The 26,648-nt window shown below is 65.8% G+C and carries 29 protein-coding genes; 12 read left to right on the forward strand and 17 right to left on the reverse strand.

Annotated features, from left to right (window positions below):
- Positions 1–637 precede the first annotated feature (637 nt).
- The 7 genes from AKJ09_RS56510 to AKJ09_RS50765 form a co-directional block, all read right to left on the reverse strand.
- Positions 638–1,321, reverse strand: a complete 684-nt coding sequence (locus AKJ09_RS56510; protein ID WP_146655077.1) for a transposase — start codon at positions 1,319–1,321, stop codon at positions 638–640.
- Positions 1,322–2,152: 831 nt separating this feature from the next.
- Positions 2,153–2,881, reverse strand: a complete 729-nt coding sequence (locus AKJ09_RS50740; protein ID WP_146655078.1) for a Coq4 family protein — start codon at positions 2,879–2,881, stop codon at positions 2,153–2,155.
- Between the two features lie 32 nt (positions 2,882–2,913).
- Positions 2,914–3,723: an SDR family NAD(P)-dependent oxidoreductase gene (locus AKJ09_RS50745; RefSeq protein ID WP_146656423.1), complete on the reverse strand. Its 810-nt coding sequence runs from the start codon at positions 3,721–3,723 to the stop codon at positions 2,914–2,916.
- Positions 3,724–3,727: 4 nt separating this feature from the next.
- Positions 3,728–5,260, reverse strand: coding sequence for a flavin-containing monooxygenase (locus tag AKJ09_RS50750; RefSeq protein WP_146655079.1), 1,533 nt, complete (start codon positions 5,258–5,260; stop codon positions 3,728–3,730).
- Positions 5,261–5,426: 166 nt separating this feature from the next.
- On the reverse strand, positions 5,427–6,410 hold the full coding sequence (locus AKJ09_RS50755; protein ID WP_146655080.1) for an aldo/keto reductase: 984 nt from the start codon (positions 6,408–6,410) through the stop codon (positions 5,427–5,429).
- Between the two features lie 9 nt (positions 6,411–6,419).
- Positions 6,420–7,157, reverse strand: coding sequence for an SDR family oxidoreductase (locus AKJ09_RS50760; RefSeq protein ID WP_146655081.1), 738 nt, complete (start codon positions 7,155–7,157; stop codon positions 6,420–6,422).
- Between the two features lie 249 nt (positions 7,158–7,406).
- The gene (locus AKJ09_RS50765; protein ID WP_146655082.1) at positions 7,407–8,345 is read right to left on the reverse strand and encodes a LysR family transcriptional regulator; all 939 of its coding nucleotides are present in this window, start codon (positions 8,343–8,345) and stop codon (positions 7,407–7,409) included.
- An 89-nt stretch (positions 8,346–8,434) separates the two neighbouring features.
- Between AKJ09_RS50765 and AKJ09_RS50770 the strand changes: the two genes are divergently transcribed.
- Positions 8,435–9,304 carry an NmrA family NAD(P)-binding protein gene (locus AKJ09_RS50770; protein WP_146655083.1) on the forward strand — a complete coding sequence of 290 codons (870 nt, stop codon included), beginning with the start codon at positions 8,435–8,437 and terminating at the stop codon, positions 9,302–9,304.
- Positions 9,305–9,314: 10 nt separating this feature from the next.
- Here AKJ09_RS50770 and AKJ09_RS50775 read toward each other — a convergent pair whose 3' ends face one another.
- Positions 9,315–10,046, reverse strand: a complete 732-nt coding sequence (locus tag AKJ09_RS50775; RefSeq protein WP_146655084.1) for a RibD family protein — start codon at positions 10,044–10,046, stop codon at positions 9,315–9,317.
- A 105-nt stretch (positions 10,047–10,151) separates the two neighbouring features.
- Here AKJ09_RS50775 and AKJ09_RS50780 point away from each other — a divergent pair, with 105 nt between their 5' ends.
- Complete coding sequence (locus AKJ09_RS50780; protein ID WP_146655085.1) at positions 10,152–10,499, forward strand: DUF4190 domain-containing protein; 348 nt, start codon at positions 10,152–10,154, stop codon at positions 10,497–10,499.
- A 48-nt stretch (positions 10,500–10,547) separates the two neighbouring features.
- Here AKJ09_RS50780 and AKJ09_RS50785 read toward each other — a convergent pair whose 3' ends face one another.
- Positions 10,548–11,105, reverse strand: coding sequence for a DJ-1/PfpI family protein (locus tag AKJ09_RS50785; RefSeq protein ID WP_146655086.1), 558 nt, complete (start codon positions 11,103–11,105; stop codon positions 10,548–10,550).
- Positions 11,106–11,159: 54 nt separating this feature from the next.
- On the opposite strand from AKJ09_RS50785, the gene AKJ09_RS50790 reads away from it, so the two are divergent.
- A complete protein-coding gene (locus tag AKJ09_RS50790; RefSeq protein WP_146655087.1) occupies positions 11,160–12,575 on the forward strand; it encodes an aminotransferase-like domain-containing protein in 1,416 nt (471 codons plus the stop codon).
- Here the strand turns inward: AKJ09_RS50790 and AKJ09_RS50795 are convergent.
- Positions 12,561–13,244: an aspartate/glutamate racemase family protein gene (locus AKJ09_RS50795; RefSeq protein WP_146655088.1), complete on the reverse strand. Its 684-nt coding sequence runs from the start codon at positions 13,242–13,244 to the stop codon at positions 12,561–12,563. The two genes, AKJ09_RS50790 and AKJ09_RS50795, sit on opposite strands and share 15 nt — an antisense overlap.
- A 130-nt stretch (positions 13,245–13,374) precedes the next feature.
- Between AKJ09_RS50795 and AKJ09_RS50800 the strand changes: the two genes are divergently transcribed.
- The 3 genes from AKJ09_RS50800 (at position 13,375) to AKJ09_RS50810 (ending at position 15,355) form a co-directional block, all read left to right on the forward strand.
- On the forward strand, positions 13,375–13,704 hold the full coding sequence (locus AKJ09_RS50800; RefSeq protein ID WP_146655089.1) for a DHCW motif cupin fold protein: 330 nt from the start codon (positions 13,375–13,377) through the stop codon (positions 13,702–13,704).
- Positions 13,705–13,861: 157 nt separating this feature from the next.
- Complete coding sequence (locus tag AKJ09_RS50805) at positions 13,862–14,362, forward strand: DUF5063 domain-containing protein (protein WP_169928666.1); 501 nt, start codon at positions 13,862–13,864, stop codon at positions 14,360–14,362.
- A gap of 66 nt (positions 14,363–14,428) precedes the next feature.
- Positions 14,429–15,355: an AraC family transcriptional regulator gene (locus tag AKJ09_RS50810; RefSeq protein WP_146655091.1), complete on the forward strand. Its 927-nt coding sequence runs from the start codon at positions 14,429–14,431 to the stop codon at positions 15,353–15,355.
- A 5-nt stretch (positions 15,356–15,360) separates the two neighbouring features.
- Here AKJ09_RS50810 and AKJ09_RS50815 read toward each other — a convergent pair whose 3' ends face one another.
- From AKJ09_RS50815 to AKJ09_RS50825, 3 genes are read right to left on the reverse strand one after another with little or no spacing between them, the layout of a single operon-like run.
- Positions 15,361–16,608 carry an RNA polymerase sigma factor gene (locus tag AKJ09_RS50815; RefSeq protein WP_146655092.1) on the reverse strand — a complete coding sequence of 416 codons (1,248 nt, stop codon included), beginning with the start codon at positions 16,606–16,608 and terminating at the stop codon, positions 15,361–15,363.
- Complete coding sequence (locus tag AKJ09_RS50820) at positions 16,609–17,229, reverse strand: dihydrofolate reductase family protein (protein ID WP_146655093.1); 621 nt, start codon at positions 17,227–17,229, stop codon at positions 16,609–16,611.
- A gap of 32 nt (positions 17,230–17,261) precedes the next feature.
- Positions 17,262–17,627 carry a YciI family protein gene (locus AKJ09_RS50825; RefSeq protein ID WP_205634011.1) on the reverse strand — a complete coding sequence of 122 codons (366 nt, stop codon included), beginning with the start codon at positions 17,625–17,627 and terminating at the stop codon, positions 17,262–17,264.
- A 230-nt stretch (positions 17,628–17,857) separates the two neighbouring features.
- Between AKJ09_RS50825 and AKJ09_RS50830 the strand changes: the two genes are divergently transcribed.
- Positions 17,858–18,688, forward strand: a complete 831-nt coding sequence (locus AKJ09_RS50830) for an aldo/keto reductase (RefSeq protein WP_146655094.1) — start codon at positions 17,858–17,860, stop codon at positions 18,686–18,688.
- Here the strand turns inward: AKJ09_RS50830 and AKJ09_RS50835 are convergent.
- Entirely contained in the window at positions 18,678–19,652 is a 975-nt protein-coding gene (locus tag AKJ09_RS50835; RefSeq protein ID WP_146655095.1) for a LysR family transcriptional regulator, read from the reverse strand. The two genes, AKJ09_RS50830 and AKJ09_RS50835, sit on opposite strands and share 11 nt — an antisense overlap.
- Positions 19,653–19,767: 115 nt before the next feature.
- Between AKJ09_RS50835 and AKJ09_RS50840 the strand changes: the two genes are divergently transcribed.
- Together AKJ09_RS50840 and AKJ09_RS50845 are read left to right on the forward strand one after the other, a co-directional pair.
- Positions 19,768–20,784: an aldo/keto reductase gene (locus AKJ09_RS50840; protein ID WP_146655096.1), complete on the forward strand. Its 1,017-nt coding sequence runs from the start codon at positions 19,768–19,770 to the stop codon at positions 20,782–20,784.
- Positions 20,785–20,885: 101 nt separating this feature from the next.
- Positions 20,886–21,662, forward strand: a complete 777-nt coding sequence (locus AKJ09_RS50845) for a hypothetical protein (protein WP_146655097.1) — start codon at positions 20,886–20,888, stop codon at positions 21,660–21,662.
- Between the two features lie 22 nt (positions 21,663–21,684).
- Here the strand turns inward: AKJ09_RS50845 and AKJ09_RS50850 are convergent, their stop codons facing one another.
- Entirely contained in the window at positions 21,685–22,512 is an 828-nt protein-coding gene (locus AKJ09_RS50850) for an SDR family NAD(P)-dependent oxidoreductase (protein WP_146655098.1), read from the reverse strand.
- Between the two features lie 83 nt (positions 22,513–22,595).
- Here AKJ09_RS50850 and AKJ09_RS50855 point away from each other — a divergent pair, with 83 nt between their 5' ends.
- From AKJ09_RS50855 to AKJ09_RS50865, 3 genes are all read left to right on the forward strand, one after another.
- Positions 22,596–23,261: a TetR/AcrR family transcriptional regulator gene (locus AKJ09_RS50855; RefSeq protein WP_146655099.1), complete on the forward strand. Its 666-nt coding sequence runs from the start codon at positions 22,596–22,598 to the stop codon at positions 23,259–23,261.
- Between the two features lie 331 nt (positions 23,262–23,592).
- A complete protein-coding gene (locus AKJ09_RS50860; RefSeq protein ID WP_146655100.1) occupies positions 23,593–24,018 on the forward strand; it encodes a hypothetical protein in 426 nt (141 codons plus the stop codon).
- Positions 24,015–24,629 (forward strand): DUF938 domain-containing protein, encoded by a 615-nt coding sequence (locus AKJ09_RS50865; RefSeq protein ID WP_146655101.1) that lies wholly within the window; start codon positions 24,015–24,017, stop codon positions 24,627–24,629. The genes AKJ09_RS50860 and AKJ09_RS50865 overlap by 4 nt, the downstream gene beginning before the upstream one ends.
- 66 nt (positions 24,630–24,695) lie before the next feature.
- Here the strand turns inward: AKJ09_RS50865 and AKJ09_RS50870 are convergent, their stop codons facing one another.
- Together AKJ09_RS50870 and AKJ09_RS50875 are read right to left on the reverse strand one after the other, a co-directional pair.
- A complete protein-coding gene (locus AKJ09_RS50870; protein ID WP_146655102.1) occupies positions 24,696–25,223 on the reverse strand; it encodes a hypothetical protein in 528 nt (175 codons plus the stop codon).
- A 92-nt stretch (positions 25,224–25,315) separates the two neighbouring features.
- A complete protein-coding gene (locus tag AKJ09_RS50875; RefSeq protein ID WP_146655103.1) occupies positions 25,316–26,647 on the reverse strand; it encodes a sensor histidine kinase in 1,332 nt (443 codons plus the stop codon).
- Position 26,648 lies beyond the last annotated feature (1 nt).

Raw genomic sequence — 26,648 nt, forward strand, 5'->3', positions numbered from 1 at the left:
CAATTAACCGGTTGAACAGTCAAGCGCGGGCCGTGAAATCGCGAGCCGGAGCGTTCAGGCGCTTCCTACACCTCTTAGCAACGTGGCGACGCGTCTCGAGGCGACAGGGGCGCGGGCCATCGGTCCACGCGGCAGCTCAGGTGAATGCGCGACCTCCCTCAGCAACAGCCTCGCGATCGTCGTCGGCACGGCTCGCATCGTCGTTCGCCAAGGCGTTGGTGCACGCTTGCTTCGCGAGGTCGTCGCCGCACTCAGAGTGCGCGAAACCATTCCTCCTGCGTTGCGTCACATTGCGATCGACGATGCTGGGCTCGAGGCTTTGCTCGACGGCATCAACGTCGAGCAAGCGCCGACCACACACGCGCTGCCCCTCTCTAAACCGGCGACCTCCGACGCGCGTTCAAGCAGCTCGAGGGGCAACACGACTGGCATCGCCAACGCATCTTCATCACGAAGGGAGCACCTCGATACGCGGCAGCTCGAGGAGCTCAATCCATCGAAGTTTGCTGGTCCCTCAGCAATACCTGGCTCCGACGGCTCATGCGCCGCCCTGAGGTCGGAGTACGAGGGTCGATTAGCAATATTCTTAGCGTCCGAACGGACCACCTCCGGGCGCCCGCCTCGAACGCCCACGCCATCATCGCGGCGCGCGCGGGGCTTCGCCTGGATGGATCAAGCCGTGCTTCCTCCACCCAACACGGGCAAGCCACGTTCTTGGCGGTTCGACCGGTGAGGGCTCCTCCGGGAGCTTTCGAGTCTGAATCCACCCCCTGAACCATTGGGCCGAGGAGCGTAGGTCTATGCGCGGGGTTCCATCTTCGATGCGCAGGTGCTTTTTGAAGTTCGAGAGGACGTAAACGAGCGCATTGCGCACCTGGCGGGGACTCGTGAGATCGCGCCGGTGGTAGCGGTCGCCCCAAAGCTTCGCGCGAACAACGCCCAACACCTTCTTCACGCGCTTCGTGATCCGCGCGACGAGACTCTTCATTCCACATTCGAGAGAGCTCTTGGCGCCTGCCTCGACCAGTGTGTGGATATGGTCTTCTTGCACGGAGAACTCGAGGATCCGGAAGTCGTCGCGTCGCGTCGAACGGACCGCCGCCTCCACCGCCCGATAGATTCGTTCATTCCGAAAGCTGGGCAATCCCTTCGCCACTCGAAGCGTCACGTGCACTGGATGGCGGATGTCGTGCTCAGGCCGACACCGATGCGCCACGCACGCCCGTGCGCCGACTCTTCGCTTCCGCCCAGCCCCCACCCGCTTGCCACCTCGCCTGCGCGGTGGCACCGGCTCGGGCAAAGCCAACTGCACTCCCTTCATTTGTCCCCCCAACTCCGCCGGCCGTGCAGCACGACCCCACCGCACGACTGCGAGAGCGCTCCACCACAATCATCAACCCGACCAGTTCAACTCATTTCAATTCCAATTACGATCAACGCCGCGCATCGAGTTTGATTGGGCGCTTCACTCCAAACTGTTGGCGCACGTTGACGTCCACGCACGATGCCGTGGGCCCGCCGGAGAGCATCTCCCCATGCAGGAGATGAAAATCGATCGCGTCGACGTTGGAAGCGCGCGCGGCCCTCGTCGCGCGGACAGGACGAGAGACGAGACTGCAGAAACCACCACGACGCCCGCGGCAGGGCGAAGTTCCTGCGCCAGCGCAGAAGCGCCCAATCAAACGCATCCGACTGCTGGTCGCGAAGTCGTTCATTCCGAAGGCTTGGCGCCCCTTCGGCATGCGAAGCGTCACGTGCACCGGATGCCGGAAGTCGTGCTTAGAACGACACCGATGCGCTTGCGCACGTCGACAGCCACGCACGTTACTGAGGGCCCGCCGGAGATCACCTTCGCAAGACGGCCACCGAGGATGACGGGAACAGCGAGGCGTTCGAATCGCGCTCGGTCCTCGTATTGCGACCAGGACTGAAGACGAAACTGCAAAGACAACGCGCTCTCCGGAGCTCATCTTCGCAAGGTCCCTTGCGAGCCCTCGGAACGGCGAGGCTGTTCAGTCCGGGCCGGGCTCCGTTCGCGTCGGCGCGACGGTACTGACCAGGGCGACGTCGCATGGCTCGACAACGCGTTGCATGCCCCGCCATGACGACTCTCCGAGTCGAAGGCGGCGACCACGGCGTAAACGACTCGCCGCTAACCCACGATCCCGCTGGCGCGGAGGTCGGCGCTGCGGATGGGTGTGTAGACCGGTGGGGCGCCGAGGGAGAGGAGCGCGCGGACTTCGTCGAGGGGGCGTTCGAGGAGCGATTCCCAGTCTTGGGAGGGCAGCCATTCCGCGCTGCGGCCGCGGCGGTAGCCGTCGCGGACGACGCCGAAGATCGGTGCGCGGCCGATGCCCTTGAGGATGGCCGCGAAGACGATGAGCGCGATGCCCGTGTTCCACTTCTGCGCGATGATGAAGGCGAGGAGCCCGAGCTCGCCGAGGACGTCGCCCTTGTAGCCCGTCGCGGCGTGCCAAACGTCGTGTGTGTCGCGCATGCGGTCGCGAACGAAGGCCATTTCGTCGTCGATCCCGTCGGCGCGGCGGTCGACATCGCTTGCGTCACGGATTCCTTGCGCCGTGATGTTCTCCGATTCCACGAATTCCAAATAGGCGCGACCGAGCGAGCCTTTCGGCATCGAGCGGAGCTTCTCCCGGTCGGAGAGGATGGCGACGATATCAGGCTTGTCTCGAAGGAGGCGACGGCCGGCGTCCGTTCCTCGGAAGCCATCCCGCATGCTCCGCAGGTGATTGGCGCTCGAGAGCGATTCGATGAGCGCGAAGACCTGCGGGAGATCGTCGGGATTCTTGAGGAGTGCGCGGAGCGAACGTGCGGCGCGTGGCAGGTCGACGCCGAGACGAGGGAGGGCTGCGGTGTTCATGGCGATGCTTCGAAGAAAATGAGGCGTCGAGCTCAGTCGCGCATGGCGCGGCCGAGCAGCTTCCAGTACGAGACGGGCGCGACGCGCTCGACGACCGAGAGCGCAATCGCGTCTTTGCCGACGAGCACGCGAGGCTTCCGAGCCTCGACGCCGAGCACGATCGTCTCCCCGGCAAGGGCCGCCGGAAGGCGAAGATGCTTGTCGAAGGCGGCGCGGCGGCGTTCGACCTCGTCGGCGTCGTGGCCGCCGGGAACGCGCGCGTTCTTGGCAATCGACGTGGCAACGCCGCCGGGATGCACGACGGTGACACCCACGGTGGTGCCTTCGAGCTCGTGACGGAGCGACTCGGAGAAGCCGCGCACGGCGAACTTGCTCGCGACGTAGGCGGCTTGCCCGGGCGGCGCGACGAGGCCGAAGACGCTCGACAGGTTCACGATGCGCGCGTCGTCACTCCGCTTGAGGACGGGCAGGAACGAGCGCGTCATGCGGACCACGCCGAAGAAGTTGATCGAGAGCAGCCAATCGAAGTCCGCCTCGCTCACTTGTTCGAAGGTGCCGCCCACGGCAACACCGGCGTTGTTCACGAGGAGGTCGACCCGCGGATGTGCCGCGGCGATCTCGGCGGGAAACTTGGCAATCGCATCGCGATCGGAGACGTCGAGGCGGTGCTCCGTGACGAGAAGGGAGCCACTTCGCACGAGGCTCGCGGTCTCGGCGAGGCCCGCTTCGTTGACGTCGGCGAGGGCAAGATGACAGCCTCGACGCGCAAGTGATACCGCGATGGCGCGGCCGATGCCGCTCGCCGCGCCGGTGATGAGCGCCGTTCGGTCTCGAAGGCGCATCCGACTAGGCATGACTCGCTCCGTTCGCAACCACGCGCGAGTGCTCACGAGACGGCGCCGTCTTCCCCGTACGGGCACGTTCGAACTCGAGCTCTGGCTCGTCGACCCGTCCGAATCGAAGCATGTAGAGGTCCTTCACGTAATTCTGGTGAAGCCGCCACGGGGCGCGGGTCCCCTGCTTGGGGAGCGTGTGGAGCGCTCGCTTCACGTAGCCCGAACGAAGGCCGATGAGCGGCTCGGTCGGCATCGACGCATCGCGAACGCGCGGCGTGACACTGTCGTAACCGCGATCACGCATATGATTCAGAATGCGCACCACGTGCTCTGCGATGAGATCGCATTTGAGCGTCCACGAGGCATTCGTATAGCCGACAGCCGAGGCGAGGTTCGGCACGTCGCTGTACATCATGCCCTTGTAGGCCGTGCTCTTGGCGAGATCGACGCGCTCGCCGTCGACGAAGAGCTCGAGCCCCGCGAAGAGCTTCGCATTGAGGCCGGTGGCAGTGACGATGATGTCTGCGTCGAGATGCTCGCCGGAGGAGAGGCGGATACCCGTCTCGGTGAAGGTATCGATGGTGTCGGTCACCACCGAGGCGCGCTTCTTTCGGATGGCGCGGAAGAAGTCACCATCGGGTGCCACGCACACGCGCTCGTCCCACGGCTCGTAGCGCGGTTTGAAGTGCTTATCGACGTCGAAGTCTTCGCCGAGCGATCGACGCGCGCCCTTGCGGAGGAAGTGCTTCACCACGCCAGGCCGCTTTCGGGCGAGGTCGTAGAAGAACATGCCGACCAGAACGTTCTTCCAGCGCGTTGCGGCATAGGCCGCGCCGTCCGGCAAGAGGCGCCGGAGCATGCCGGCGATCGCGTCGCGCCCCGGCAGCGAGGCGATGTACGTCGGCGAACGCTGGAGCATCGTCACGTGCAAGGCCTTCTCGGCCATCGCCGGCACCAGCGTGATGGCCGTCGCGCCGCTACCAATGACCACGACGCGCTTCCCCTCGTAGTCGAGATCGTCCGGCCAGTGCTGCGGGTGCACCACTTGACCGCGGAAGGTCTCACGACCGGGGAACTCCGGCGTGTAACCGCTCGCGTAATCGTAATAGCCGGTGCACGTGTAGAGGAACTTGCACGTGTAGTGCACCGGCGTGCGCTCCGGCCCGACCTCGGCCGTCACGTGCCAGCGAGCATCGGCCGACGACCACTCCGCCCGCATGACGCGATGGCGGAAGCGGATCTTGTCCGTGATGCCGTGCTCGGCTGCGGTCTCTTCGATGTACGCCTTGATCGACGGCCCGTCGGCAATCGCCCGCCCGTCGCGCCACGGGCGGAAGCGATAGCCGAGCGTGAACATGTCCGAGTCAGAGCGAATGCCCGGGTACCGGAAGAGGTCCCAGGTTCCACCGATCGCCTCGCGACTCTCGAGGATCGCGTACGTGCGCGTCGGGCAGAAGGTCTTCAGGTGGTACGCGGCACCGATGCCGGAGAGGCCGGCGCCGATGATGAGAACGTCGAGATGCTCGGGGGTCGAAGTGGACATCGGACTCTCGAGGTCGAGGGTTCAGTCGCGCGGTGGTACCACTTGGTACCAACCTCCTCGAGAGTAGCGCCGGGTCTTGGTACCGGCAAGTACCAAGCCGATAGATCGCGCTGCACGTGGCCGAAAGGCCGCTCTTATCGACCTTTCCGTGACCCCAGGCGCAGGATCAGCGACCGGCGCGGGCGGCGAGATGAGCCGGATAGCGGTCGCCGACCACGCTCACCCTGGCGAGCGCGTCCTCGATGCGGCGGAGGTCTTCGCTCGTCAGCTCGATGGCTGCCGCGCCGACGTTCTCCTTCAACCGGTGCAGCTTCGTGGTCCCGGGGATCGGCACGATCCACGGATTCCGCGTGAGGAGCCACGCCAGCGCGATCTGCGCAGGCGTCACGCCCTTGGAGGCGGCGATGGCGGAGACCTCGCTCACGAGGGCCTGGTTCGCCTTGCGGGCATCGACCGCGAAGCGAGACACGATGTTGCGGAAGTCGTCCTTGGCGAAGGTCGTCTTGTCGTCGATGGCGCCGGTCAAGAAGCCCTTGCCGAGAGGACTGAACGCGACGAAGCCGATGCCGAGCTCCTCGAGGGTCGGAAGGATCTCCTTCTCCGGCTCGCGCCACCACATCGAGTACTCGCTCTGGAGGGCAGCGACGGGCTGGACGGCGTGCGCACGACGAATGGACTGTATCCCGGCCTCGGACAGCCCGAAGTGTTTCACCTTGCCCTCGCGAATCAGCTCTTTGACCGTCCCGGCCACGTCCTCCATCGGCACGTTCGGATCGACGCGGTGCTGGTAGAAGAGGTCGATTCGATCGGTCTGGAGTCGCTTCAGCGCCGCGTGGGCAACCTCGCGGATTCGCTCGGGCCGGCTATCCATTCCCGCCTGGGGCTCGCCATTCTTGAATCCGAACTTGGTGGCAATCGCTACGCGGTCGCGAATCGGTGCCAGGGCTTCCCCCACCACCCCTTCGTTCGTGAATGGCCCATAGGCCTCGGCGGTATCGAAGAACGTGACGCCGCTCTCGAAGGCATTTCGAATCAGAGCCACCGCTTCTTGCTTGTCGGTGGCGGGGCCGTACCCGAAGTTCAACCCCATGCATCCGAAGCCGAGAGCCGACACCTCGAGCCCACTATTTCCTAGTTTACGTTTTTGCATCACTGAACCTCAAAGCTCCTGCGACGTGGGGCGGAGCAGAATTTCGTTGATGTCGACGTCGCCCGGCTGCTCGATGGCGAAGGCGATGGCGCGCGCCACCGAATCGGCGGGAATCGCCTGTTGCCGATAGAACTCTTTGATCCCCGCGGCGGTTTGCGGATCGGAGATACCGGACGTCAGCTCCGATTCCACGGCCCCCGGGGAGATGATGGTCGTGCGAACGCCGTCCACCTCTTGCCGAACGCCCTCGGAGATCACGCGCACGGCGAACTTCGTCGCGCAGTACACCGCGCCGCCCATGGTCACCTTGTGACCGGCGACCGAAGAGAGGTTGATGAGATGACCGCCCTTCTGTCGCGCGAAGACGGGCAGCGCCGCAGCCACGCCGTAGAGCACGCCCTTGATGTTGATGTCGACCATGCGATCCCATTCGTCGACGAGCGTCTTCTCGAGCGGCGCGAGGGCCATGAGCCCGGCGTTGTTCACGAGCACGTCCATGCGGCCGAACTTCTCCACGGCAGCTTGAACGAACGCATCGACCTCTGCGCGCTTGGTGACATCGACCTTCTTGGCCGCCGCCTTGCCGCCTCCGCGCGTGATGTCCGCCACGATCGACTCGAGCCGATCCATGCGGCGGGCCCCGAGGAACAGCTTGGCTCCCTTCGTGGCCAGGTGGCGTGCGGTGGCCTCGCCAAGGCCGCTGCTCGCGCCGGTGATGACGACGACCTTGCCTTCGATGTTCGACATGGTTCCCTCGCGGTCAGGGCGCCTCGCGCCGTTCGACGATCGCCAACGTAGGTGGGCGCGCGACTCCGCTGAACGGAGGACTTCTGCATGGGCTGTTCAGCCAGCCTTTACAATCGCGCCCGCTCGAGCGACGGAACGATGCACGAACGGCGCCTCGGAAGGCCGTGACGCGTGCAGCGCGAGGGCACGTTTGCGGTCAGGTCCTGCCAAGCAAGCGCTCGCTCGGCGGCCGCGCTGCGTCCCTCGCATTCAGCGCCGACGCTTCGATGGGCTGCGAGCCGGATCCGTCGCCGGAAGCTCGGCAAGGAAGTGGTCGAGGCAGGTGCGGACGGCAGCCGTCAGCGAGCGGTGCGCGCGATACAGAAGATAGACGCCGCCGACTTCGCCTTCGTAGCCGTCCAGAACGCGGACGAGACGTTTGGCAGCCACGTCTGCGGTGCAGAGCACTTCGGGGAGCATGGCGATGCCCACGCCGGCGAGCACGGCGCCGCGCGCGGCGGAGAACTCCTTCACGTAGAAGCGCGGTGCGAAGTTGATACGTCGCTTCAGTCTTCCGCCCATGGAGAGCGTCCACGTGGCCATGCCGTCGGTCGCGCGTGTGGCGATGCAATCGTGGCGCGCGAGATCGTCCACGCGACGCGGTGTGCCGCGCGCTTCGAGGTAGCGCGGGCTCGCGAAGAGCAATTTCCGCGTCGAGGCCCAAAGTTCGCGGGCGACGAAGTCGGACGTGTCCACCTTCCCGGTGAGAATGGCGATGTCGAAGCCTTCGGCGAGAACGTCACCTCGACGTTCGTCGAGCTCGAGATCGATCGACACGCCCGGATACTTCTTCAGATAGGCATAAACGACGTTCGAGACCGCCGCGCCGAGGGCCAGCGGAGCGACCACGCGCACGCGACCGTGCGGCTCCTTACGAAGTTCGTGGACGCGATCGGATCCTTGCGCGAGGTCGTCGAGCGCACGCTCGGCATGCGCGAAGTACGCGCGCCCCGCATCGGTGAGCCGCAGGCTGCGCGTGGTTCGTTCGAGAAGGCGAATGCCGAGGCCTGTCTCGAGTCGCGCGATGCGCCGACTCACCGTCGAAACGGGAACGCCACGCTCGCGCGCCGCGGCCGAGAAGCTTTGCGTTTGAACGACGCGCACGAGGAGCGCGACGTCGTTGAGGTCGAGATTGATTCGTGCACTCACAGCAAAAGTCGCTTTCAAAACGGCATACTAGTGCGTTCGTAGGACGGGCGGTACCTCTCGAGCATTCGCTCGCCAAGGAGGACTCCAGCATGTTTCTCGTCACAGGAATCACCGGCAACGTCGGTGGAGCGGCAGCTCATCGGTTGCTGAAAAACGGGCACGCGGTCCGCGCACTGGCGCGCGATCCGAAGAAAGCGGCAGCTTGGTCGGAGAAGGGAGTCGAGGTTCGCCAGGGAGACTTCACCGACGTGGGCGCGATCACCGAAGCTCTGCAGGGCGTGGAGGCCGCCTACCTGATGGTGCCTCCGCTTCTGAGCATCGGGCCGGGCTTCCCCGAGGCCAAGGCCATGATCGCGACGTTCTCCGAAGCCCTGCGGAAAGCACCTCCGCCGCGCCTCGTGGTGCTGTCGTCGGTGGGTTCGGAGCAGAGCAGCAAACTCGGACTCATCACCACGACGCACCTGCTCGAAGAGGCGCTCGCCGACCTCCCCTTCCCCACCGCGTTCGTCCGCGCCGGCTCCTTCTTGGAGAACTACGCGTTCGCGCTCGGTCCCGCAGCGTCGACGGGCTACTTCGACACCTTCCTCATCCCGACCGATCGGCGCTTCATGATGGTGGCAGCCGAGGACATCGGCAACGAAGTCGCTCGGCTGCTCACGAGCAAGTGGAGTGGCAGAAAGGTCGTGGAGCTCGGCTCACCGATGAGCGCCGATGATCTCGCCGGCGCGATGGGCAACGTCCTCGGACGCCCGATCGAAGCCCGCTCCATTCCCCGCGATCAGTGGACGGCTCGCCTCCGTGCTCAGGGCATGGAGCCGGTCTGGACGGCGATGTTCGAGGAAATGGAAGACGGCTTCAACTCGGGCTGGATCGCCTCCGGCGTGCCCGGCACCGAACCGGTGGCCGCCACGCTGACCGCCACCGAATTCTTCACGAAGCTTCGAAACGCGCGCGCCTGACCACCTGGGATCAGGCCTTCACGCGGTAGCGGAGCCAGACGAGGTCGCCTGCTCGCTTCTCGACGGAGAGGAGCTTCAGAGGACGAGCAGGTGCCTTGCGATCCTCCGAATCGAAGAGCGTGGGGGTTCCGATCGAGCCGTCGGCGACGGGCGCCACGAGCAGGCTCAGCTCGTCGACGAGACCCGCGGCCAAGAAGGAGCCATTGATCTTGCCGCCCCCTTCGAGAAGGAGCTTTTCGATTCCGAATTCCTTCGTCAGCTTCTCGACCACCTTTTTCAGATTCAGGCTCGTCTTGCCGCCGAAGAGATAAGAGACGCCCTTCGACTGGAGGAAGGCGAGGTAATCGTCCGAGACACTCTCGGTGAGCACGGTGACGACGTGCTCCTCGTCGATTGAATTCGACTTCCACGTGAGCTTGCCGGAGGGGTCGAGGGCAATCGCATACGACTCGGCATCACGCCGGGCGATGAAGTCGGTCCTCGGAATCGCTTTGCCACCCTTGCGCGCCGGCACTTTGGCCTTGCCGGCATAAGGCTCCATCGAAACGCGACCGATCATCCAAGCGTTGGCGCCGAACGTCTGCGCGGTGCGCTCGTATTCGGGGGTGAGCTTGGTCTTGATGTCCCAGCGCGACGTGACGATCCGCCCGTCGACCGACGGGACCATGTGACAGATCACGTACGGCCGGCTCGCCTTCTTCGCGCGTCCACCTTTCGCGCGGCCTTCTTTCGTTCGACTCATCGCGCCCATCAAGCCAGACGTCTCTCGCCACGTCACGCACGTTCTGTCGCTCCGTCGCGTGCATCGCGTGCGTCGAGGGCGCCGCCGATGTAGGCTCCATGCACGATGCAGCCGCCCTACCCGCCGCCGAACTCGCCGTACGCCGAGCGTCCTGCACCTCCGCACGCCCAACCGACGTGGGCACAAGGCCCGCAGGGGTACCAGGACCCGGCGATGAAGTACGTCGCGCCCGTCAACGTCGCGCCACTCGCACTGATTGCCGGCTACGTCGGGCTCGCGAGCATGTTGTGTTTGCCCGCCCCTCTCGCTCTCGGGCTCGGCATCGCGGCACTCGTCGATCTCAAGAAGAAGCCCGGCAAGGACGGCGCCGGCCGCGCCTGGTTCGCCATCGTCACCGGCGGCATCGGCACGCTGATGCTCCTCATCGCATTCGTCGGCCGCTTGTTCCATTGAGCGACTTCGAATTCGAACGCCGGTAGGCGCGATATCGTCGAGCACTCGTCAGAGGGCCGCGACCGACGCGACCACGGAGTGCGCGACGGTATCGTCGAAGAGGCGTGCCGTTACCCAGCGAACGAGCTCGACGCCGGCGAGGCACTGGGCAGCCGTGGCAACGTTTCCTTCGACGACGAGCGAGCTTCGGACCAGCGTCGCTCCATAGGCGTGCAGTCGGTCGTGCAGGTCGGGCGAAGGATACGTCGTGGCGCGTAGACCACGCAGGTGCCCGAGCTTTCCAAGGACGATCGCGCCCGAGTCGACCGCCGCGAGGACTTGCCGCGATGGATCCAGGCGGAGGATATCGCACGCCTCCGCATCGTCGACGAGCACACGCGAGCCGGGACCACTGCAGAAGTAGACGGCATCCGCCTCGCTCGCGGCTGCGAGGCCCGCGTGACAATCAATCGTCAGCCCCGTGCTCGACGTGATGCGCGGCGTCTTCGCGGCGATCTGGACGGAGCACGGCGGCCCGATCCGCGCGAAAAGGTCCCACGCCAGAAAGAGATCGATGTCCGTGAACCTGTCGAACGCGACGAGCACGACCCGTTTCACGTCGTTCATCGAGCGCTCCAAACCGTTACCGGCGAGACAGGAATAACGTTACTCTCGAGTGGCATGGAAACGGGTAACAGTCGCGAAAAGCTGGGTCAAGCACTTCGCCGCCTCGTCGCCTCCTCGGCGGCCGGAAGTCAGCTCCCGCCGGTACGCGAGCTCGTCGCGCAACACCGCGTGAGCCCGGTGACGGTGCATCGCGTCCTCCAGCAGCTCTCGGTGGAGGGGCTCGTCGTCGCACGTCCCGGTGCGGGAACGTTCGTCGCCGCGCGACCGGTCCGAGGCGGCAGCGGCCACTTCGAGTGGCAAGCACTCGCGCTCGGCTCGCAAGACGTGCCGGCAAACGCTCTCGCGGCGCTCGCGGTGACGACGTCGAGCGGCGCCACGCTCTTGAGCAGCGGATATCTCGATCCGGCGCTCCAACCTCTCTCGCTCCTCGCCGGAGCCGCTGCGCGCGCCGCGCGTCGTCCGGGCACGTGGAGTCGACTCCCCGCCGAGGGTCTCGAGGGTCTACGCGCGTGGTTTGCCCACGAGAGCGGAGGCGGATTCCGCGAGAGCGACGTCACCATCGTTTCGGGAGGACAGGCCGCGTTGACGCTCGCCTTTCGCGCCTTGTCCCGACCCAACGATCCCGTCGTGTTCGAGGCGCCGACGTACCTCGGTGCGCTCGCCACGGCGAAAGCAGCGCGGCTCGCTCCCGTGCCCGTGCCGTGCGACGGAGAAGGAATCCTGCCCGACGCTCTCGCGCGGATCCTCACGAAGACCGGGGCACGGCTGGTGTACTGCCAACCAACGTTCGCGAACCCGACGGGCATCTCGTTTTCGGTGGAGCGCCGTGCTCGCGTTCTCGACGTCGTCGCGCGCGCGAACGCGTTCCTGATCGAGGACGACTCGTTTCGCACGCTCGCGCTGGACGGTCTTCCGCCAAGGCCGCTCGCGGTGGACGACGTCGACGGGCACGTCGTGTACATCCGCTCGCTCACGAAGAGTACGGCGCCGGGCCTCCGCGTCGCGGCGCTCGTCGCTCGCGGCGCAGCGCTCACGCGTCTTCGTTCGATGCGCGAGCTCGACGACTTCTTCGTGAGCGGCGTTCTCCAGGAGACGGCGCTCGAGCTCGTGACTTCGGCGTCGTGGAGCCGCCATCTCGCCTCGGTGCGCCGCACGTTGCGCGAGCGGCGTGACGCACTCGCCGGCGCCGTGGGTGAGCTCCCCCTCGCGGCTCCCGTTTGCCTTCCGAAAGGCGGCCTGCACCTCTGGCTTCGCTTGCGCGAAGGACTCGACGATCTCGCGCTTGCGGCGCGCGCCCGCTCGGAAGGGATCATCGTCAGCCCGGGCTCGCCATGGTTTCCCGCCGAAGCGCCCGGTCCGTATCTTCGATTGAGCTACGCAGCGGCCGACGCGAGCGTCCTCGTGCGCGGCGCCGCGAAGCTGAAGGCGGTCATCGCGAAGATGACGATTCACGGATCAAGGCGCGCCTAGGGAGACCTGCGAGGCGAGCCGATGCCAGCGAACGACGAGCGCGCGCGCCAGGCAATCGGTAGCGTCGACGGTCGGAACGACGGATTTCGAGCCGACGCCGAGCGCGCTCAAGTCCGCACACGCGATGACCAGCGCGTCCACGTCTTCGCTCGAGACACGCTCTGCAATCCGTTGCCACGTCTCGTCGAGCGCAGCCGACGCCGCACCGTTTCGGATCCCCTCGAGGAGGTGATCGACGTCGGACTGACATGCGAGATCGACGACCGAGCGGCCGGCGCCCTCCAGCGCGCGCAGGTAAATCCCTGACTCGAGGGTGGGCCGTGCACCGACGACCGCGACCCGCTGCGCACGGGCCGGCAGCGCCTCCACGGCGAGCTTCACCATGCTCACGACGGGAACCCGGACGCCAGCGACGAGGTCGTCGAAGTAGACGTGCGCCGTGTTGCAGGCGATGCCGACGACGTCGACGCCGGCTCGCTCGAGTTCACCGAGGCCGCCGAGAAGCGCGCTGCGCATCGCGCCATGATCCGTGGGGCGATCCGCATGGAACGGCGTGGGCAAAGACAGGATCAGCATCCGAGGAAAATCCTCGTCCTCCCTCGCGCCGTAATGCGCTCGACAATGCGCGACGACGCGATCGACGAACGGCCCGGTCGATGACGGCCCCATCCCGGCGAGGATTCCAATCGTTATCGAGGTCGGATGAATAACGTTACTCGTGATTATCACATGCACCAGTAACAGAGCGCTCGTGTGCTATCAAACGCGCGTTGCGCCACGCGACACACGGAGGGCCCCCATGGAGCTTCGAAACATCCCGTTCTCGACCATCGACTGGAGCTCCGTCGAGCCGACCGAGCACCGCGGTGAAACGGGCATGGCCTATTGGCGAACTCGCCACTACGGCGACGTGCGAGTCCGCATGGTCGAATACTCGCCGAACTACCGAGCCGACCACTGGTGCAAGAAGGGGCACATCCTCCTCTGCTTGCAGGGCGAGCTGCACACCGAACTGGAAGACGGACGAGTAACCGTTCTGGGCCCCGGAATGAGCTATCAGGTAGCCGACGGCGCCGAAGCACACCGCTCGTCCACCCCCACGGGCGCAACACTGTTCATCGTCGACTGAAGCCCAACGAATGCGCTCCATCGACAAGATGGGTGCTACCGAATTCCAACAGCGCGGCTCCCAATGCGGAGCGACAGAGCGAATTTCACGGGACGTTCGGCATGCGTTGGCCCGCGACGGTGTTCAATGGCCAGCAATCGAGCGTAATCTACGTCGCATGACGCCGCCTGCATTCGCCGATCTGCTGACGCCCGACGTGACGGCGTTCGTTCGCGCGGCGCGTGACTATTGCGCGTTCATGCTCGAGGCTCCGAAGCTCTCGGTTCCAGAACGTCTCGCGACCGCGCGGGCGCGGCTGCTCGAGCTGTATGCGGCGGGCGCGAGACTGCCGGATGCCGTGCCGGATCCCCATCGCGAGGCACCGAGATTCACTGCTCCGGAGGGGTGGACGCCACTCGACGAGTACGACTTCTACTGGACCGCCTTCGACGCGTTCGACCCCGAGAGCAGCGAGGCCATCGTCGGTTCGCTCGACGACGATCTCGTCGAGACGTACCAGGACGTGCGCGAGGGCCTTTGGCACTGGGAGAGAGGCGAGTTCGCTGATGCCGTCTGGCAGTGGCGCTTCGGTTTCTTGAGCCATTGGGGCGCACATGCCGTCGAGGCTCTCCGCGCCATCCACCATGCCCTGGAGAAAGTCCGCGGAAGCAGCGGCTGAGCCGGCCGTCGAAAAATCGCAAAGCGGGTCAAGCGCGGGGGGACCGGACCGCGTAGCTTGGACCCCGTGAAGAAGGAAACGCGCTCGTTTTACGAGGAGATCGTGCAGCAGGCGGTGGGGCGGATCGTCCACGGGTTGGACGAGGCGCTCGACCTCGGCTGCCTTGCGCGAGGGGCGGCGCTCTCGCCGCTGCACTTCCATCGCATCTTTCGAGGCATCGTCGGCGAGACACCGCTCGAGCTGCATCGGCGGTTGCGGCTCGAGCGGGCGGCGCATCGGCTCGCCAATGGCGGGGCGAGCGTGACCAGCATCGCGTTCGACGCGGGGTACGAGACGCACGAGTCGTTCACACGCGCGTTCCGTGACGCGTACGCGGCGTCGCCCTCCGAGTTTCGCGAGCGAGCTGCGGAGGAGCGGAGCGCGTGCCGGCGGCCCCCCGACGTCGAGCTCGCCGCGCGGTGCGGAATCCACTTCATCGAAGGCAAGAGACTCGAGCTTCCCATTTCCATCCAACCGACAGGAGCAGCCATCATGAACGTCGACATCCAGACCATGCCCGAACTTCGCGTTGCCGCCGTTTCGCATCGCGGTCCGTACAACACCATCTCGAATGCCTTCGAGCGACTCGGAGGCATCGTCGGCCCCGCGGGGCTCATCGGGCTCCCGGGCTGCAAGATGCTCGCGATCTACCACGACGATCCCGAGACCACGCCCGCGACGGAGCTGCGTGCAGACGCGGGTATCGTCGTTCCCAACGACGTCGCCCTTCCCCCGGGTCTTACCGAGATCAAGATCCCCGCAGGCAAGTATGCCCGGACCGAGCACGTCGGACCGTACACGCTCCTCGGCGATACGTGGTCGCGCTTGATGGGAGAGTGGCTCCCGAAGAGCGGACATCGCATCAACGGAATGATGTACGAGGTCTACAAGAACACGCCGATGGATACGAAGCCGAGCGACCTCCTAACCGAGCTCTTCCTCAACATCGCGTGAGTCGCTCAATCCGAAATACGTTCCAGGCGTTTTCGCAAGAAGCGGCGCTCGGCATCGTTTCGCGCCAGCGCGAAGGCCTCTTCGAACGATCGCCTCGCCTCCGACATACGACCGAGTCGTAGCGAGAACTCGGCAACGGCGGCGGGATAGAACGGATAGTCCGCGAGGCGTTCTTTCCCTGCGATTGCATCCAGCGCCTCGAGGCCTCGCTCTGGCCCTTCGAGCTGGCCGACCGCAATCGCCCGATTGAGGGCCACGACGGGCGACGGTGCGATGAGCATCAGTCGGTCGTAGAGCGAGACGATGGCCCGCCAATCCGTTGCCTCGAGCGTGTGGGCGCTTGCGTGCGTGGCCGCGATGGCCGCCTCCACGTGGTAGCGAGACAACTCCGTTCCGGACGCGGATTGCTCGAGAAGCACGAGGCCCTCTTCGACGAGACGGCGATCCCATCGCGTTCGGTCCTGTTCGACGAACGCGCTGATGTCGCCGGCAGAATCGACGCGCGCCGGCAGCCTCGCGGCATGCAAGAACATCAACGCGGCAAGGGCGTTGGTGGTCGGCGTTGCGGCGGGAGCATGCTCGCGAAGCAACGTCGTCAGTCGAATGGCCTCTTCACACAGCTCGATGCGAACCGCCGACTCGGCGGAAGCACCGTGATAGCCCTCGCTGAAGAGCACATAGAGGGCACGCTGGACCACCGAGAGCCGTAACTCGAACTGGGCATCGGTCAGGTCGAAGAGGGTGCGAGCGCCCGCGAGCGTCTTCTTTCCACGCGAGATCCGCTTTTCGATGGCGGCCCGTCCGCTGAGAAGCGCGCTCGCGATCTCGTTCGCACCGAATCCGCAAAGGACGTTGAGCACGAGCACCACCTGCGCCTCTTCGGCCAGGCTCGGGTGGCAGCACGAGAACATCATGCGCAACTGCTCGTCGCGGACGATCGACGGAGAGAAGGCCTCGTCGATCGCCGGGGCGAGCGTCCACTCGGACTCGAGCCAACGTCCCATCTCGGGCGCGAACGTCCGCGCGGTCCGTTCCTTGCGGACGATGTCGAGCGCGCGATTCTTCGCTGTCGTCATCAGCCACGCGGACGGATTGTCCGGCACGCCGCACACCTTCCACACCTCGAGCGCTCGGCAGAAGGCGTCTTGCACGACGTCTTCTGCGAGCGCGAGATTGTGGACGCCGAAGATGCGCGTGAGCGCCGCCACGAGGCGCCCGGCTTCGTGCCGGAAGAGATGTTCGTCGAGGTCCAATCAACCCTTTCGCGAATAGCGGAGCATCACGTTCCCGGAAGGATAGCCCTTGGCCTCCACGAGGGTGAGCCCGGTCGTCTTCGCGACGCCTCGCACGAACGATTCTCCACTGCCGAGCAAGAGCGGACTCACGACGATCTGGTATTCGTCGATGAGGTCGTGCTGGGCGAGCAGAGAGACGATCGAGCCGCTCCCGAAGATGATGATCCCTTTGCCCGGGGCCTTCTTGTATTCGCGAATCTCCTGCGGGTCGAACGTCGCGCGAAGTTGCGAATTGTTCCAGGTCACGCTCTTTCGCGTGCGTGAATAGACGATTTTCTTCGCGGCGTTGATCATCTCCGCCATCGCGCGCATTTCGGACGACGCGCGGACCGGCCCGTGAGGATTCTCGATCTCGCCACCGGCCTTGGCGACCTCGATAGCATGCGGCCAGAAGCTCTCGAACATGTCGTAGGTCTTGCGACCGAAGAGAATCGTATCGACCGCCGACGACGCAGCGGCTCCGGCCTTGTCGATCTGCTCCTCGGGGACGACCCAGCTGAGGTCGGCGTGCGAGTCTCCCTCCGGACGGGCGAAGTAGCCGTCGGCCGAAACGCGATTGAACATGATGATGGGTCGCATGGTGTTCGCTCCTTCCCTGTTCGTTCGGTGGTTCACATCGTCCCCGTGAGAACGGGACGGACCTCGACCAACTCGCCGCCGATCACCATCGGACAGGACTCGGCGAGAGCGGCAGCCTCCGCGAGGTCCTTCGCCCGAACGAGGATGTAGCCGAGGATGACGTCTTTGGTTTCGGCATACGGCCCGTCCGTGACGAGCGCGCTCTCGCCCTTTCGCCCGCGGACGACCTTGCCGGCCGTATCGAGAGGCTGACCGGGCTCGGCCAGGTGCCCCTTGGCCTCGAGATCGCGCATCCACGCCATCATGGCCTCCATGCTGCGCTGGGCCCGCTCCGGCGTTCCCATCGCCTCGCGCTGACCTTCGAGGGTGGATCGGAAGAGGTAAACGAAGACGCTCATTTTCAAGCCTCCTTGCGAAGAATCCGCGCGTTTGCGGCTTCTGCATGCCCACGACGTGCGAAGGGCGGACGACCGGACATTTTTCTTTCGAACTGCGGTCGGGATGCGATCCCCGCGACATCTTCCGACCTTGGCCTGCTCACCGCTAGCGTGAACCGTGCCGCCGGGGACCACGCTTTACGCCGGGACCAAACCAGCCGATGGTCGAGCCGCTCACCGGGAGGACGCCCATGCTCACGAGACCGATCCCGAAGTCCAACGAACAGCTTCCCGTGGTCGGGCTCGGAACGTGGCAGACCTTCGACGTCGGCACCGCGTCACGCGAGCGCTCAGCGCTCGCTCGGGTGGCCACGGACTTCTTTCGTTCGGGAGGCACCGTCATCGATTCGTCGCCGATGTACGGGGGCGCCGAAGAGGTCGTCGGCGATCTGCTCGCCGAGCCCCACGTGATCCCGGAGGGCGTGCGGCCCTTCCTCGCGACCAAGGTCTGGACGCGCGGGCGTCAGGCCGGCATCGACGAGATGAATCGCTCGATGGCGCGCATGCGCACGACGACGATGGACTTGATGCAGGTCCACAACCTCGTCGACGCCGATACCCATCTTCCCGTGCTCCGCGAATGGAAGCAGGCCGGGAAGATTCGCTACATCGGCATTACCCACTACGCGCACAGCGCCTTCGACGAGCTCGAACGCCGGATGCGCACGGACGAGCTCGACTTCGTCCAGCTTCCTTACAGCATCGTCGACCGCGCCGCGGAAAAGCGCCTCTTGCCGGTCGCGCAGGACACGGGCACGGCCGTCCTCGTCATGCGCCCGTTCGCCGAGGGACAGATCTTCCGCCGCGTCCACGGCAAGCCTTTGCCGGATTGGGCGAGTGACTTCGATTGCACGAGCTGGTCTGCGTTTCTTCTCAAGTTCGTGCTCTCGCATCCTGCAGTGACCTGTCCGATCCCCGCCACGGCGAACCCGAGTCACCTCGCCGACAACTGCCGCGCCGGAGACGGTCGCTTGCCGGACGAGGCCACGCGCGAGAAGATGGCCCGCCTCTTCACGATCTGACGCGCGACTTCTTCGGCTTTCGTTTCGGACGGACTTCGAGCTCACGACTGCGAGCGAACGCGTCCTTCGTGAGAATCTCGATCTTCTCGCGCACGAAGCGGCATGCATCGTCGTCGTCGAGGGCCGCCGGCCACAGAAGCTCGAGCGACGCGCCACGAATGCCGAAGGGCAGCTTCGCGGTGGCGAGGTGTGGCTTCGTCTCGCGAACGTAAGAGGCCACGATGGTCGGCACCGTGGCGAGCAGCGGTGTGTCGTCGACCAGCGCTCCGACGTGGGAGAACGTCGACACCGAGCAGCGGACACGCCGTGACTTGTGGAACATGTCCTCCACCACGCCGCGCAGGTCGCCGTTGTACGAGACCACCACGTGCTCTTTCGCAAAGTACTCCGCCTCGCGAATCTCGGCGCCGATGCGGTTGTGCCTCGGGTCGAAGAGAAGAACGAAGCCGCCCCAGAAGAGATCTTTGCGTAGCGTGCCCGCGGGCATCTCGTCGGCGACGGTCACCGCCATGTCGACGGCGCGCGTCGCGATGGCCTCGCCGACGGAACGAAACTGCACCGGGATGGCGATCACCTTCATGCTCGGGGCTTCGTTCCCGAGGACGCGCACCAGCGCGGGGAGCAGCCAGCCTTCGGTCGCGTCCGACATGCCGAGGCGCAGCGTTCGATCGCTCGTCTTCGGATCGAACGCCGCCGGCTTCAACGCCGCTTCGGTCAGTGCGCGGAGGTGGGGCTTTACCGAAGTCAGCAGCTGCTCACCTCGTCGCGTGAGGGTCAGCCCGCGTCCCTGGCGAGCGAAGAGCGGCGCCCCCATCGCCGTCTGCAAGCGCCTCAGCGCAGCGCTCACGCCCGGTTGCGTCAGATAGAGCTTCTGGGCCGCGGCGGTGACTCCGCCACTCTCCGCGACGACCGCGAACACGCGCAGGAGGTTGAGATCCAGGTCCCTTCCATAATTGTCAGTCATGTGTCCCATTCATCCTATTCACTGGTCTCATTCCGTGGGCGGATTAGTTTCGTCTTCGTCAGCAACGACCGATGACTCACCCAGCGCAAGCGAGTTGCGCGTAACGGAGACGACCATGAGCTCGAACGGCAAGAACCTCGGCACCATCAAGCTCGGCGCAGGCCCCGCAGTGTTTCCCCTCGCGCTCGGTTGCATGGGCATGACCGGTGGCATCTACGGTGCCATCGACGAGCGCGAAAGCATCAAGACGATCCACACGGCGCTCGAGCGCGGCGTGACCCTGCTCGACACCGGCGACTTCTACAGCATGGGCGAAAACGAGCTGCTGATCGCACGCGCGCTGCGTGAACGTCCCGACCTCCGCGAGAAGGCGCTTCTCTCGGTGAAGTTCGGTGCCATGCGCAGCCCCGACGGCGCATTCGTCGGCTTCGACGCGCGGCCCGCGGCGGTGAAGAACTTCGTGGCCTACAGCCTCGTGCGCCTCGGCGTCGATCACATCGACATCTATCGCCCCGCACGACTCGACGCGAGCGTGCCCATCGAGGACACCATCGGCGCCATCGCCGATCTCGTGAAGGCCGGCTATGTCCGCTCGATCGGGCTCTCGGAGGTCGGCCCGGAGACGATCCGACGCGCCCAGGCCGTGCATCCCATCGCCGATCTGCAAATCGAGTATTCGCTCATGAGCCGCGGACCGGAGGAGAAGATCTTCCCCGTTCTCGCCGAGCTCGGCATCGGCGTCACCGCCTACGGCGTGCTCTCACGCGGACTGCTCTCGGGCTCGAAGGTGCAGAGCAAGGGCGACTACCGCGCCGTCCTCCCGCGTTTCATGGGCGAGGCCGGCGAGCGAAACCGCCAGCTCGTCGCCGCTCTCGAGACGATCGCCGCCGAACGCGGGGCGACGACCGGGCAGCTCGCCATCGCGTGGGTGCTGGCCAAGGGCAAGGGCCGTGGCCTGGTTCCCACCATCGGCTCGCGCACGGTCGCCCAGCTCGAAGAGGCCCTCGGTGCCCTCGCCCTCGACCTGTCGGACGACGACGTCGCGCGCATCGAACGCGCCGTGCCGGCCGAAGCCGTCGCCGGAACTCGCTACGGCGCCGAGCAGATGCACCACCTCGACAGCGAACGCTGACGTGCGGTCAGGTCGAGCGTCACTGGGCCGCGCTCCTCAGGCCGCTCGGTCGCTCGCCGAAACCCGACAAGAGAGCCGGCGAGAACGCCTAAGATAGAGGCATGACGAGCCTCTCCGAGAGCGCGCGCGCAGCACTCCGGCGCGCGGCCGAAACGCCCCTCAGTTACGGGGTTCGCGTTTATCTCGCGCCGGGCGACAACGGAAGCTCGCGGGTCCTCGTCACGCTCGGCGAAGCCCACCTCAAGCTCGAGCACGCCTCGAAGCTCGGCCGCGACGTGCTCGAGCAGTTCGAGCTCCGAGGGGTGGAGACGTTCCAGACGCGTCAGGTCTTCGCGGGGCGCCTCCTCGGCTTCTTGATCCACGCGCCGCGAGCCATCCTTCGTGCGCTGTCGTTCGGACTCGTCAAAGACAGCTCCATCACCGACGCGAAGCAGCTCCCGTTCGGCTACACGGTCGAAGTCGAGCGCGCGAAGAGCATGCCCTTCGGCCTCCACGTGGGGTCGGCCTATCTAACGGCGTTCTTCGCGGTCGTGTGGACGAACTTCGTGCTCCTCGCTCTGCGTGAGCTACTGCCCAACGTGCCGCCGGCGCTCGATGCCATTCTCGGCGTCCTCGGCGTCGCGGGAGTTCTCTTCGAGCTCCATTTCGTCATGCTGGTGCCGGCCGTTCTCCTGCGACGATTCTCCTGGAGCTGGCTCCTCCACCCCGCCGTAGGCATTCTCACCTTCCGGGACACCCTGATGGCCGAAGGCACGATTCGAATGCTCGCCGACCATCCCACCATTTCGTCCGCCATCGTCGTGATGGGCCGCGCGCACCTCCCCGGCTTCGAACGCGAGCTCGTCGACAAGCACGGTTTCCGGCGCATCGACCTCTGAGGCGCGAAATACGCCGAAGTCGTCACGCCAGCTCTTCGGTCTTGAGGCTCGCTGCCGTTACTCGACGAATCGCGGCGACGGTTGCCGGATCTTCCGTCACCGGGGGCCACGATTGCTCTTCCTCTTCGACGAGCCATTTCGCTTGGCCCGGTTGGGACCAGCGCGGGCGATCGAGAATTCGTACGAGCCGCGCAGCGCACGTCTCGGGGGATTCCCAACTTCGTTTGACGAGTGAGAGAAGCCAGCCGAGCGGCCCTTTGCGTGCGCCGAGGTCGGTGCGCACGACACCGGGGTGAAGGACGACGACGTCGACGTCCGGATGGGCCGCCGCCACGTCGCGCATCGCGACCGCAAAACAGAGCTTCGTCGTGCAGTAGGTGCGAATGGCCGAGAAGTCGTCTCCCGTCGGCGTGCGTGTCGCATCGAAGCGGCCTTTGACCAGGAGCCCCGCGCTCACCACCATCACGCGGCGCAGGAGGCCCGCCTCGAGGAGCGGCGCTTGCATGGTGAGCCCGCCGAGGTGATTGACCACGAAGGCTCGCTCGAATCCATCCGGACCGAACTCGCGGCTCGAGGGCCAGAGCCCGGCGATGTGGACCAAGGTGGCCCCCGGGCGGACGAGCTTTGCGAGTCGCTCGCCGAGATCACGTGCGGAGGCCAGCGTTCCCAGGTCGCCGGGCACGGCAACGGCGTCCGTCCCGACGCGTGAACACTCGCCGGCAAGCGCTTCCAGGCGCGCCTCGTCACGTGCGGCGAGCAGCAGGCGCGTGCCATCGCGACGATTCGCCAGGGCGAGCGCGAGCGCATGACCAATTCCACGGGTGGCGCCGGTGAGAACGAGATCAGGCATGGCAAGAGGCTAGCTCCGCCAAATCTTAATTGGAAAAATCCTCCAGTTGCTGGTCACGGGGCCGCGGCACTATCGTTTTTCGCGTGAAATCGCCCCGCCGAGACGGACGCGAGCGCCGCGAAGCGCTGCTGGATGCGGCGTTGCGATGCTTCTCCGAGCGCGGCGTGCTCGGCACCGGCATCGAGGAGATCCGCAAGGAAGCGGGGGCGAGCCCGTCGAGCGTATATCACCTGTTCGACGGACTTCCCGGGCTGACACTCGCCCTACTCGCGCGCACGTTCGACCGGCTGGCGGGCCACCTGGCGTCGCGCGTCGTTCCGGCGAAGAGCGCCGAGGAAGCGGTGACGGCCCTCGTCGATGCCCACATCGAGTGGGTGCTCACCCATCGCGACGAAGCGCGATTCATGTATCAGGCGTTCGCGCTGGAGTTCACGCCGGAGCCAACGCTCGAGCTGCAGGCCCAGAAAGCCCAGAGCCTCGCGCCGATCACGACGGCGGTCGGTCGCTTCATCGCCGAAGGCGCTCTGCCGGCGTGGTCGCCGCTCCTCTTCGACGTCGTGCTCCTCGGTCCGAGTCACGAAGCGTGCCGGCGATGGCTCGCGGGGGCGGAGCTCGATCCGACCTTCATGCGCGCAACGTTCCCCAAGCTCGCGTGGCAGAGCGTCTCGCATCTCGGCGGCGCCGCGAAGGCCAAGACGAGCCGCACGAAGACGACGTCGAAGAAGACCGCTTCCAAGCGTCGCGGCTGATTCGCGCGAGAGCGCGCCTGTCGCGTGGCGGGGTGGACAGCCCTCTGCGCACACGCGCGCCGTGCAAACGACGACGAGAAGAGAGGACGCTTCCGCTCCCGTGTTGCTCGCGCGAGCCTCGCAGGTCTGCGGAAACCTCGATGCACTTTCCCACCGCGAATCCACAGATCGATCTGTGGATAAATATTTCGATGATCAGATCGAAACGCGTTGCAAACGAGATCTGTGGTTTATATAAATGACACCACTGATCGCAATTCCAGCTCACCACGTGTTCATGAGATCTGATCTCGAGATCTGGCTCCGAACCTTGGAATCCTGATATTCGCCAATGACTTCGATCACTTCGAAAGACTCAGCCGAGACAGCGAAGGCAGCAAACGCAGCGAACTCCGCGCAGCTGGCCCACCTGGCAGTGATCGAGGAGTTCAAGCGGAGTGACTCGCTGCCCATGGTCGCCGCGGCCCTCTACATCTTGGGCAGCCTCGCGCAGGATCCGGAAAAACGGCACCGGATCGCGACGCCCTGGGCTTGGGAGCTTCGTCAGAAGGCTCGTGGTCTGCGAAACGGCGGGTATGGACCGGCGGCGAGGCAGGCCTCCGTGGTCGCCCGCATGGTCAGCGCCGTTGCACTCGGTGAGATATCGTCGGACGAGCTCTTCCGAGCCGGGTCCGACATCGATGTTTCGACCTCTGCCTTCAATACGGCATTGCAAGTACTCGAATCCGTGATGAATCAAGGATTGGACGTCGCATGACCGATTCATTGGGAGAACGGCGACACGCCCCGGCCACACTTCGCAATCGCGAGCCGATTCTCGAAGTCCTATCCCGCGTCTTCGCGACTCCTGGAACGATTCTGGAGATCGCCAGCGGAAGCGGCGAGCACGCCGCCTTCTTCGGCGAGCGGCTGCCTCACCTCGTCTGGCAGCCGTCCGACCTCGACGCCACGGCGCTGGCCAGCATCGACGCGTGGGTCTCGCTCGCCGGCATGTCGAACGTGCGTCCGGCCATCCAGCTCGACGCGACGATGAGCGCTTGGCCGGTCGGGCCCATCGACGGCATCGTGTGCATCAACATGATCCACATCGCGCCGATCGAGGCATGCGAGGGACTCCTGCGCGGGGCGAGCGAGCGTCTCGCGCCTGGTCGCGCGCTCGTCCTCTATGGGCCCTTCCGCGAAGGCGGCGTCCACACCGCGCCGAGCAACGCGAGCTTCGACGAGGGCTTGCGTGCGCGTAATCCGGCCTGGGGCGTCCGCAACCTCGACGACGTCGTCGCGAGCGCGGCTGCCCACGGGTTCGTCCACGAGGAGACCGTCCGCATGCCGGCCAACAATCTCACCGTCGTCTTCCGGCGAACCGCCTGATCCCAAATGAACGAAGCCCGGCGAACCGCGAGGTTGCCGGGCTTTCGTGCGTCGGCGAGGGCCGACTCAGGGGTGGCCGGGCCCCCTTCCGGGACCACGCGGCGGCGCGCAGACGAGGCGCTTCTCGCCACTGTCGGACGGAGGCACGATGCAGTTGCCCGAACGCGTGCCGCCGTCGAACGCGACGTCGCAGCTCGCGCCTTCGGTCTTGCCATCGCAGGCGGCGAATGCCTCGGCAGGAGGCGGCCCATGCGGGCGACCGTGCGGTCCGCCGGGTCCGCCTTCGGGCGCGCAGAAGGAACGCTTGTCCTCGGCATCGGGCGGCGGCGCCGCGCACTTGCCGTTGATTTGCTTGTCGTCGAACGAGACCGTGCAGGCATCGCCCGTCGCCTTGCTGGTGCATGCATCGAAGGCGGCGGGCGGCGGGCCATGATGGCGGCCGTCGTGCGGGTGACCGCCCGAACCGCCGTCCGATGTGCTGAGTCCTTGCTGACCTTGTGCGGTCGACGACTCCTGGGCGCTCTGCGCGCACGCGGCGACAACCAGCGAAAGCGAAAGAGCGGAAGCGAATCCTGCGAAGCGTAGGCTTTCCATCCTCGGAACCTCCGCCTTCGACCATGCGGTCAGGACATTGCGTCGGCCTTGTTCGCGCGTTTGGAATTGTTGAGCCCGCCTGCTCGGCGTGGTCACGTTGCGGCGGAGGGCAGATGCACGCGGGCGATCGTGCCGGCACCGAGCTTGCTCTCGAAGGCGATGGTGCCGCCGTGAGCCTCGACGACCCGTCGTGAGAGTGCCAGACCGAGCCCCAATCCGCCGGTGGAGCGCGTGCGGCTCCGATCGGCCCGGAAGAACGGCTCGAAGACGCGTTTCACGTCTTCCTCGGCCACGCCCACTCCGCGATCCTGGACTTCGATGGTCACACCATCCGACTCGCGCCGCACGACAATCGCGATCGGCTGGCTCGCGTCTTCGGTGTACTTGTGAGCGTTGTCGAGCAGGTTGTCGACCACGCGGCGAAGCAAGATGGCGTCGCCGAGAACGGGCGGTAGGTCGGCCTCGATTTGCACGCGAAGCGTCCGATTGGGATGAGCTCCGCGAAACTTCGTCATCGCCTTTTCGATGAGCTCGCCGAGCTCGAGATGCTCGCGTCGGATCGGTAAGCTGGTCCTCGACGAAGGACCATCGTCGAGCGCGAGGCGTGCGGCGGCGAGAACGTCGTCGACGAGGCGCTCGAGCTCCCCTAGATCCTCGGCGATGTCGCCGAGCGACTCCACGGCGTCACGGGGATCGGCTTCGTTGGCGAGGTCGAGGGCCACGCGGATACGCGCGAGCGGCGTTCGCAACTCGTGCGAGACGTTCGCGAGCAGCTCCTTCTCCGCGAGCAGGAGCGCGGCGATGCGGTCGGCCATGTCGTCGAAGGTTCTGGCCATCTCCCCGAGCTCGTCGCTTCGCTTCATGTGCGCGCGGGCGTCGAGCTTTCCGGCGCCGAAGTCCCTCGCCACTTGTGTGAGGCGCGCCAGCGGCTTCGTGAGCGCACGCGACGTGAGGATCGAGGCCACGCCGACGACGAGCAAGATGAGTGCGATAGGAACGACGAACCCCGGTCCTGCGCGAGGCCGTGGTCCGCGAAGGGGCACCACGTAGTCGACGGTGCCGCCTCGTCCGTCCGCGAACGTGACGGGGAGCGAGCCCCGAACGATGACCTTTCCGGACGGCAGCTCCTCGGGGCGCGTCTGGCCGAGAACCTCGCCGGTGTCGTCACGAACGGTGACGGCCCAGTGGAAGATGCTTCGAACGCGATCGAGCTCCTGCGCGAGCAACGGAGGGTCTTCGGCAACGCGCGCCAGGGTGTCGGCCACGTAGTGGACGTCGGGCCCGATCGGCGGCGGAATGCGCGGCGCCCCTGCGCGCCGGTTCATCTCCAAGCCGATGGCGACGACTAGGAACTGGACGAGTCCGATCAGGTAGATGCGGAGCGCGAGCCGAGAGCCTCGTTCGAAGAGCTTCGGACGCCGCACG

Origin of the sequence: Labilithrix luteola (assembly GCF_001263205.1) — a bacterium.
Lineage (GTDB): Bacteria > Myxococcota_A > Polyangia > Polyangiales > Polyangiaceae > Labilithrix > Labilithrix luteola.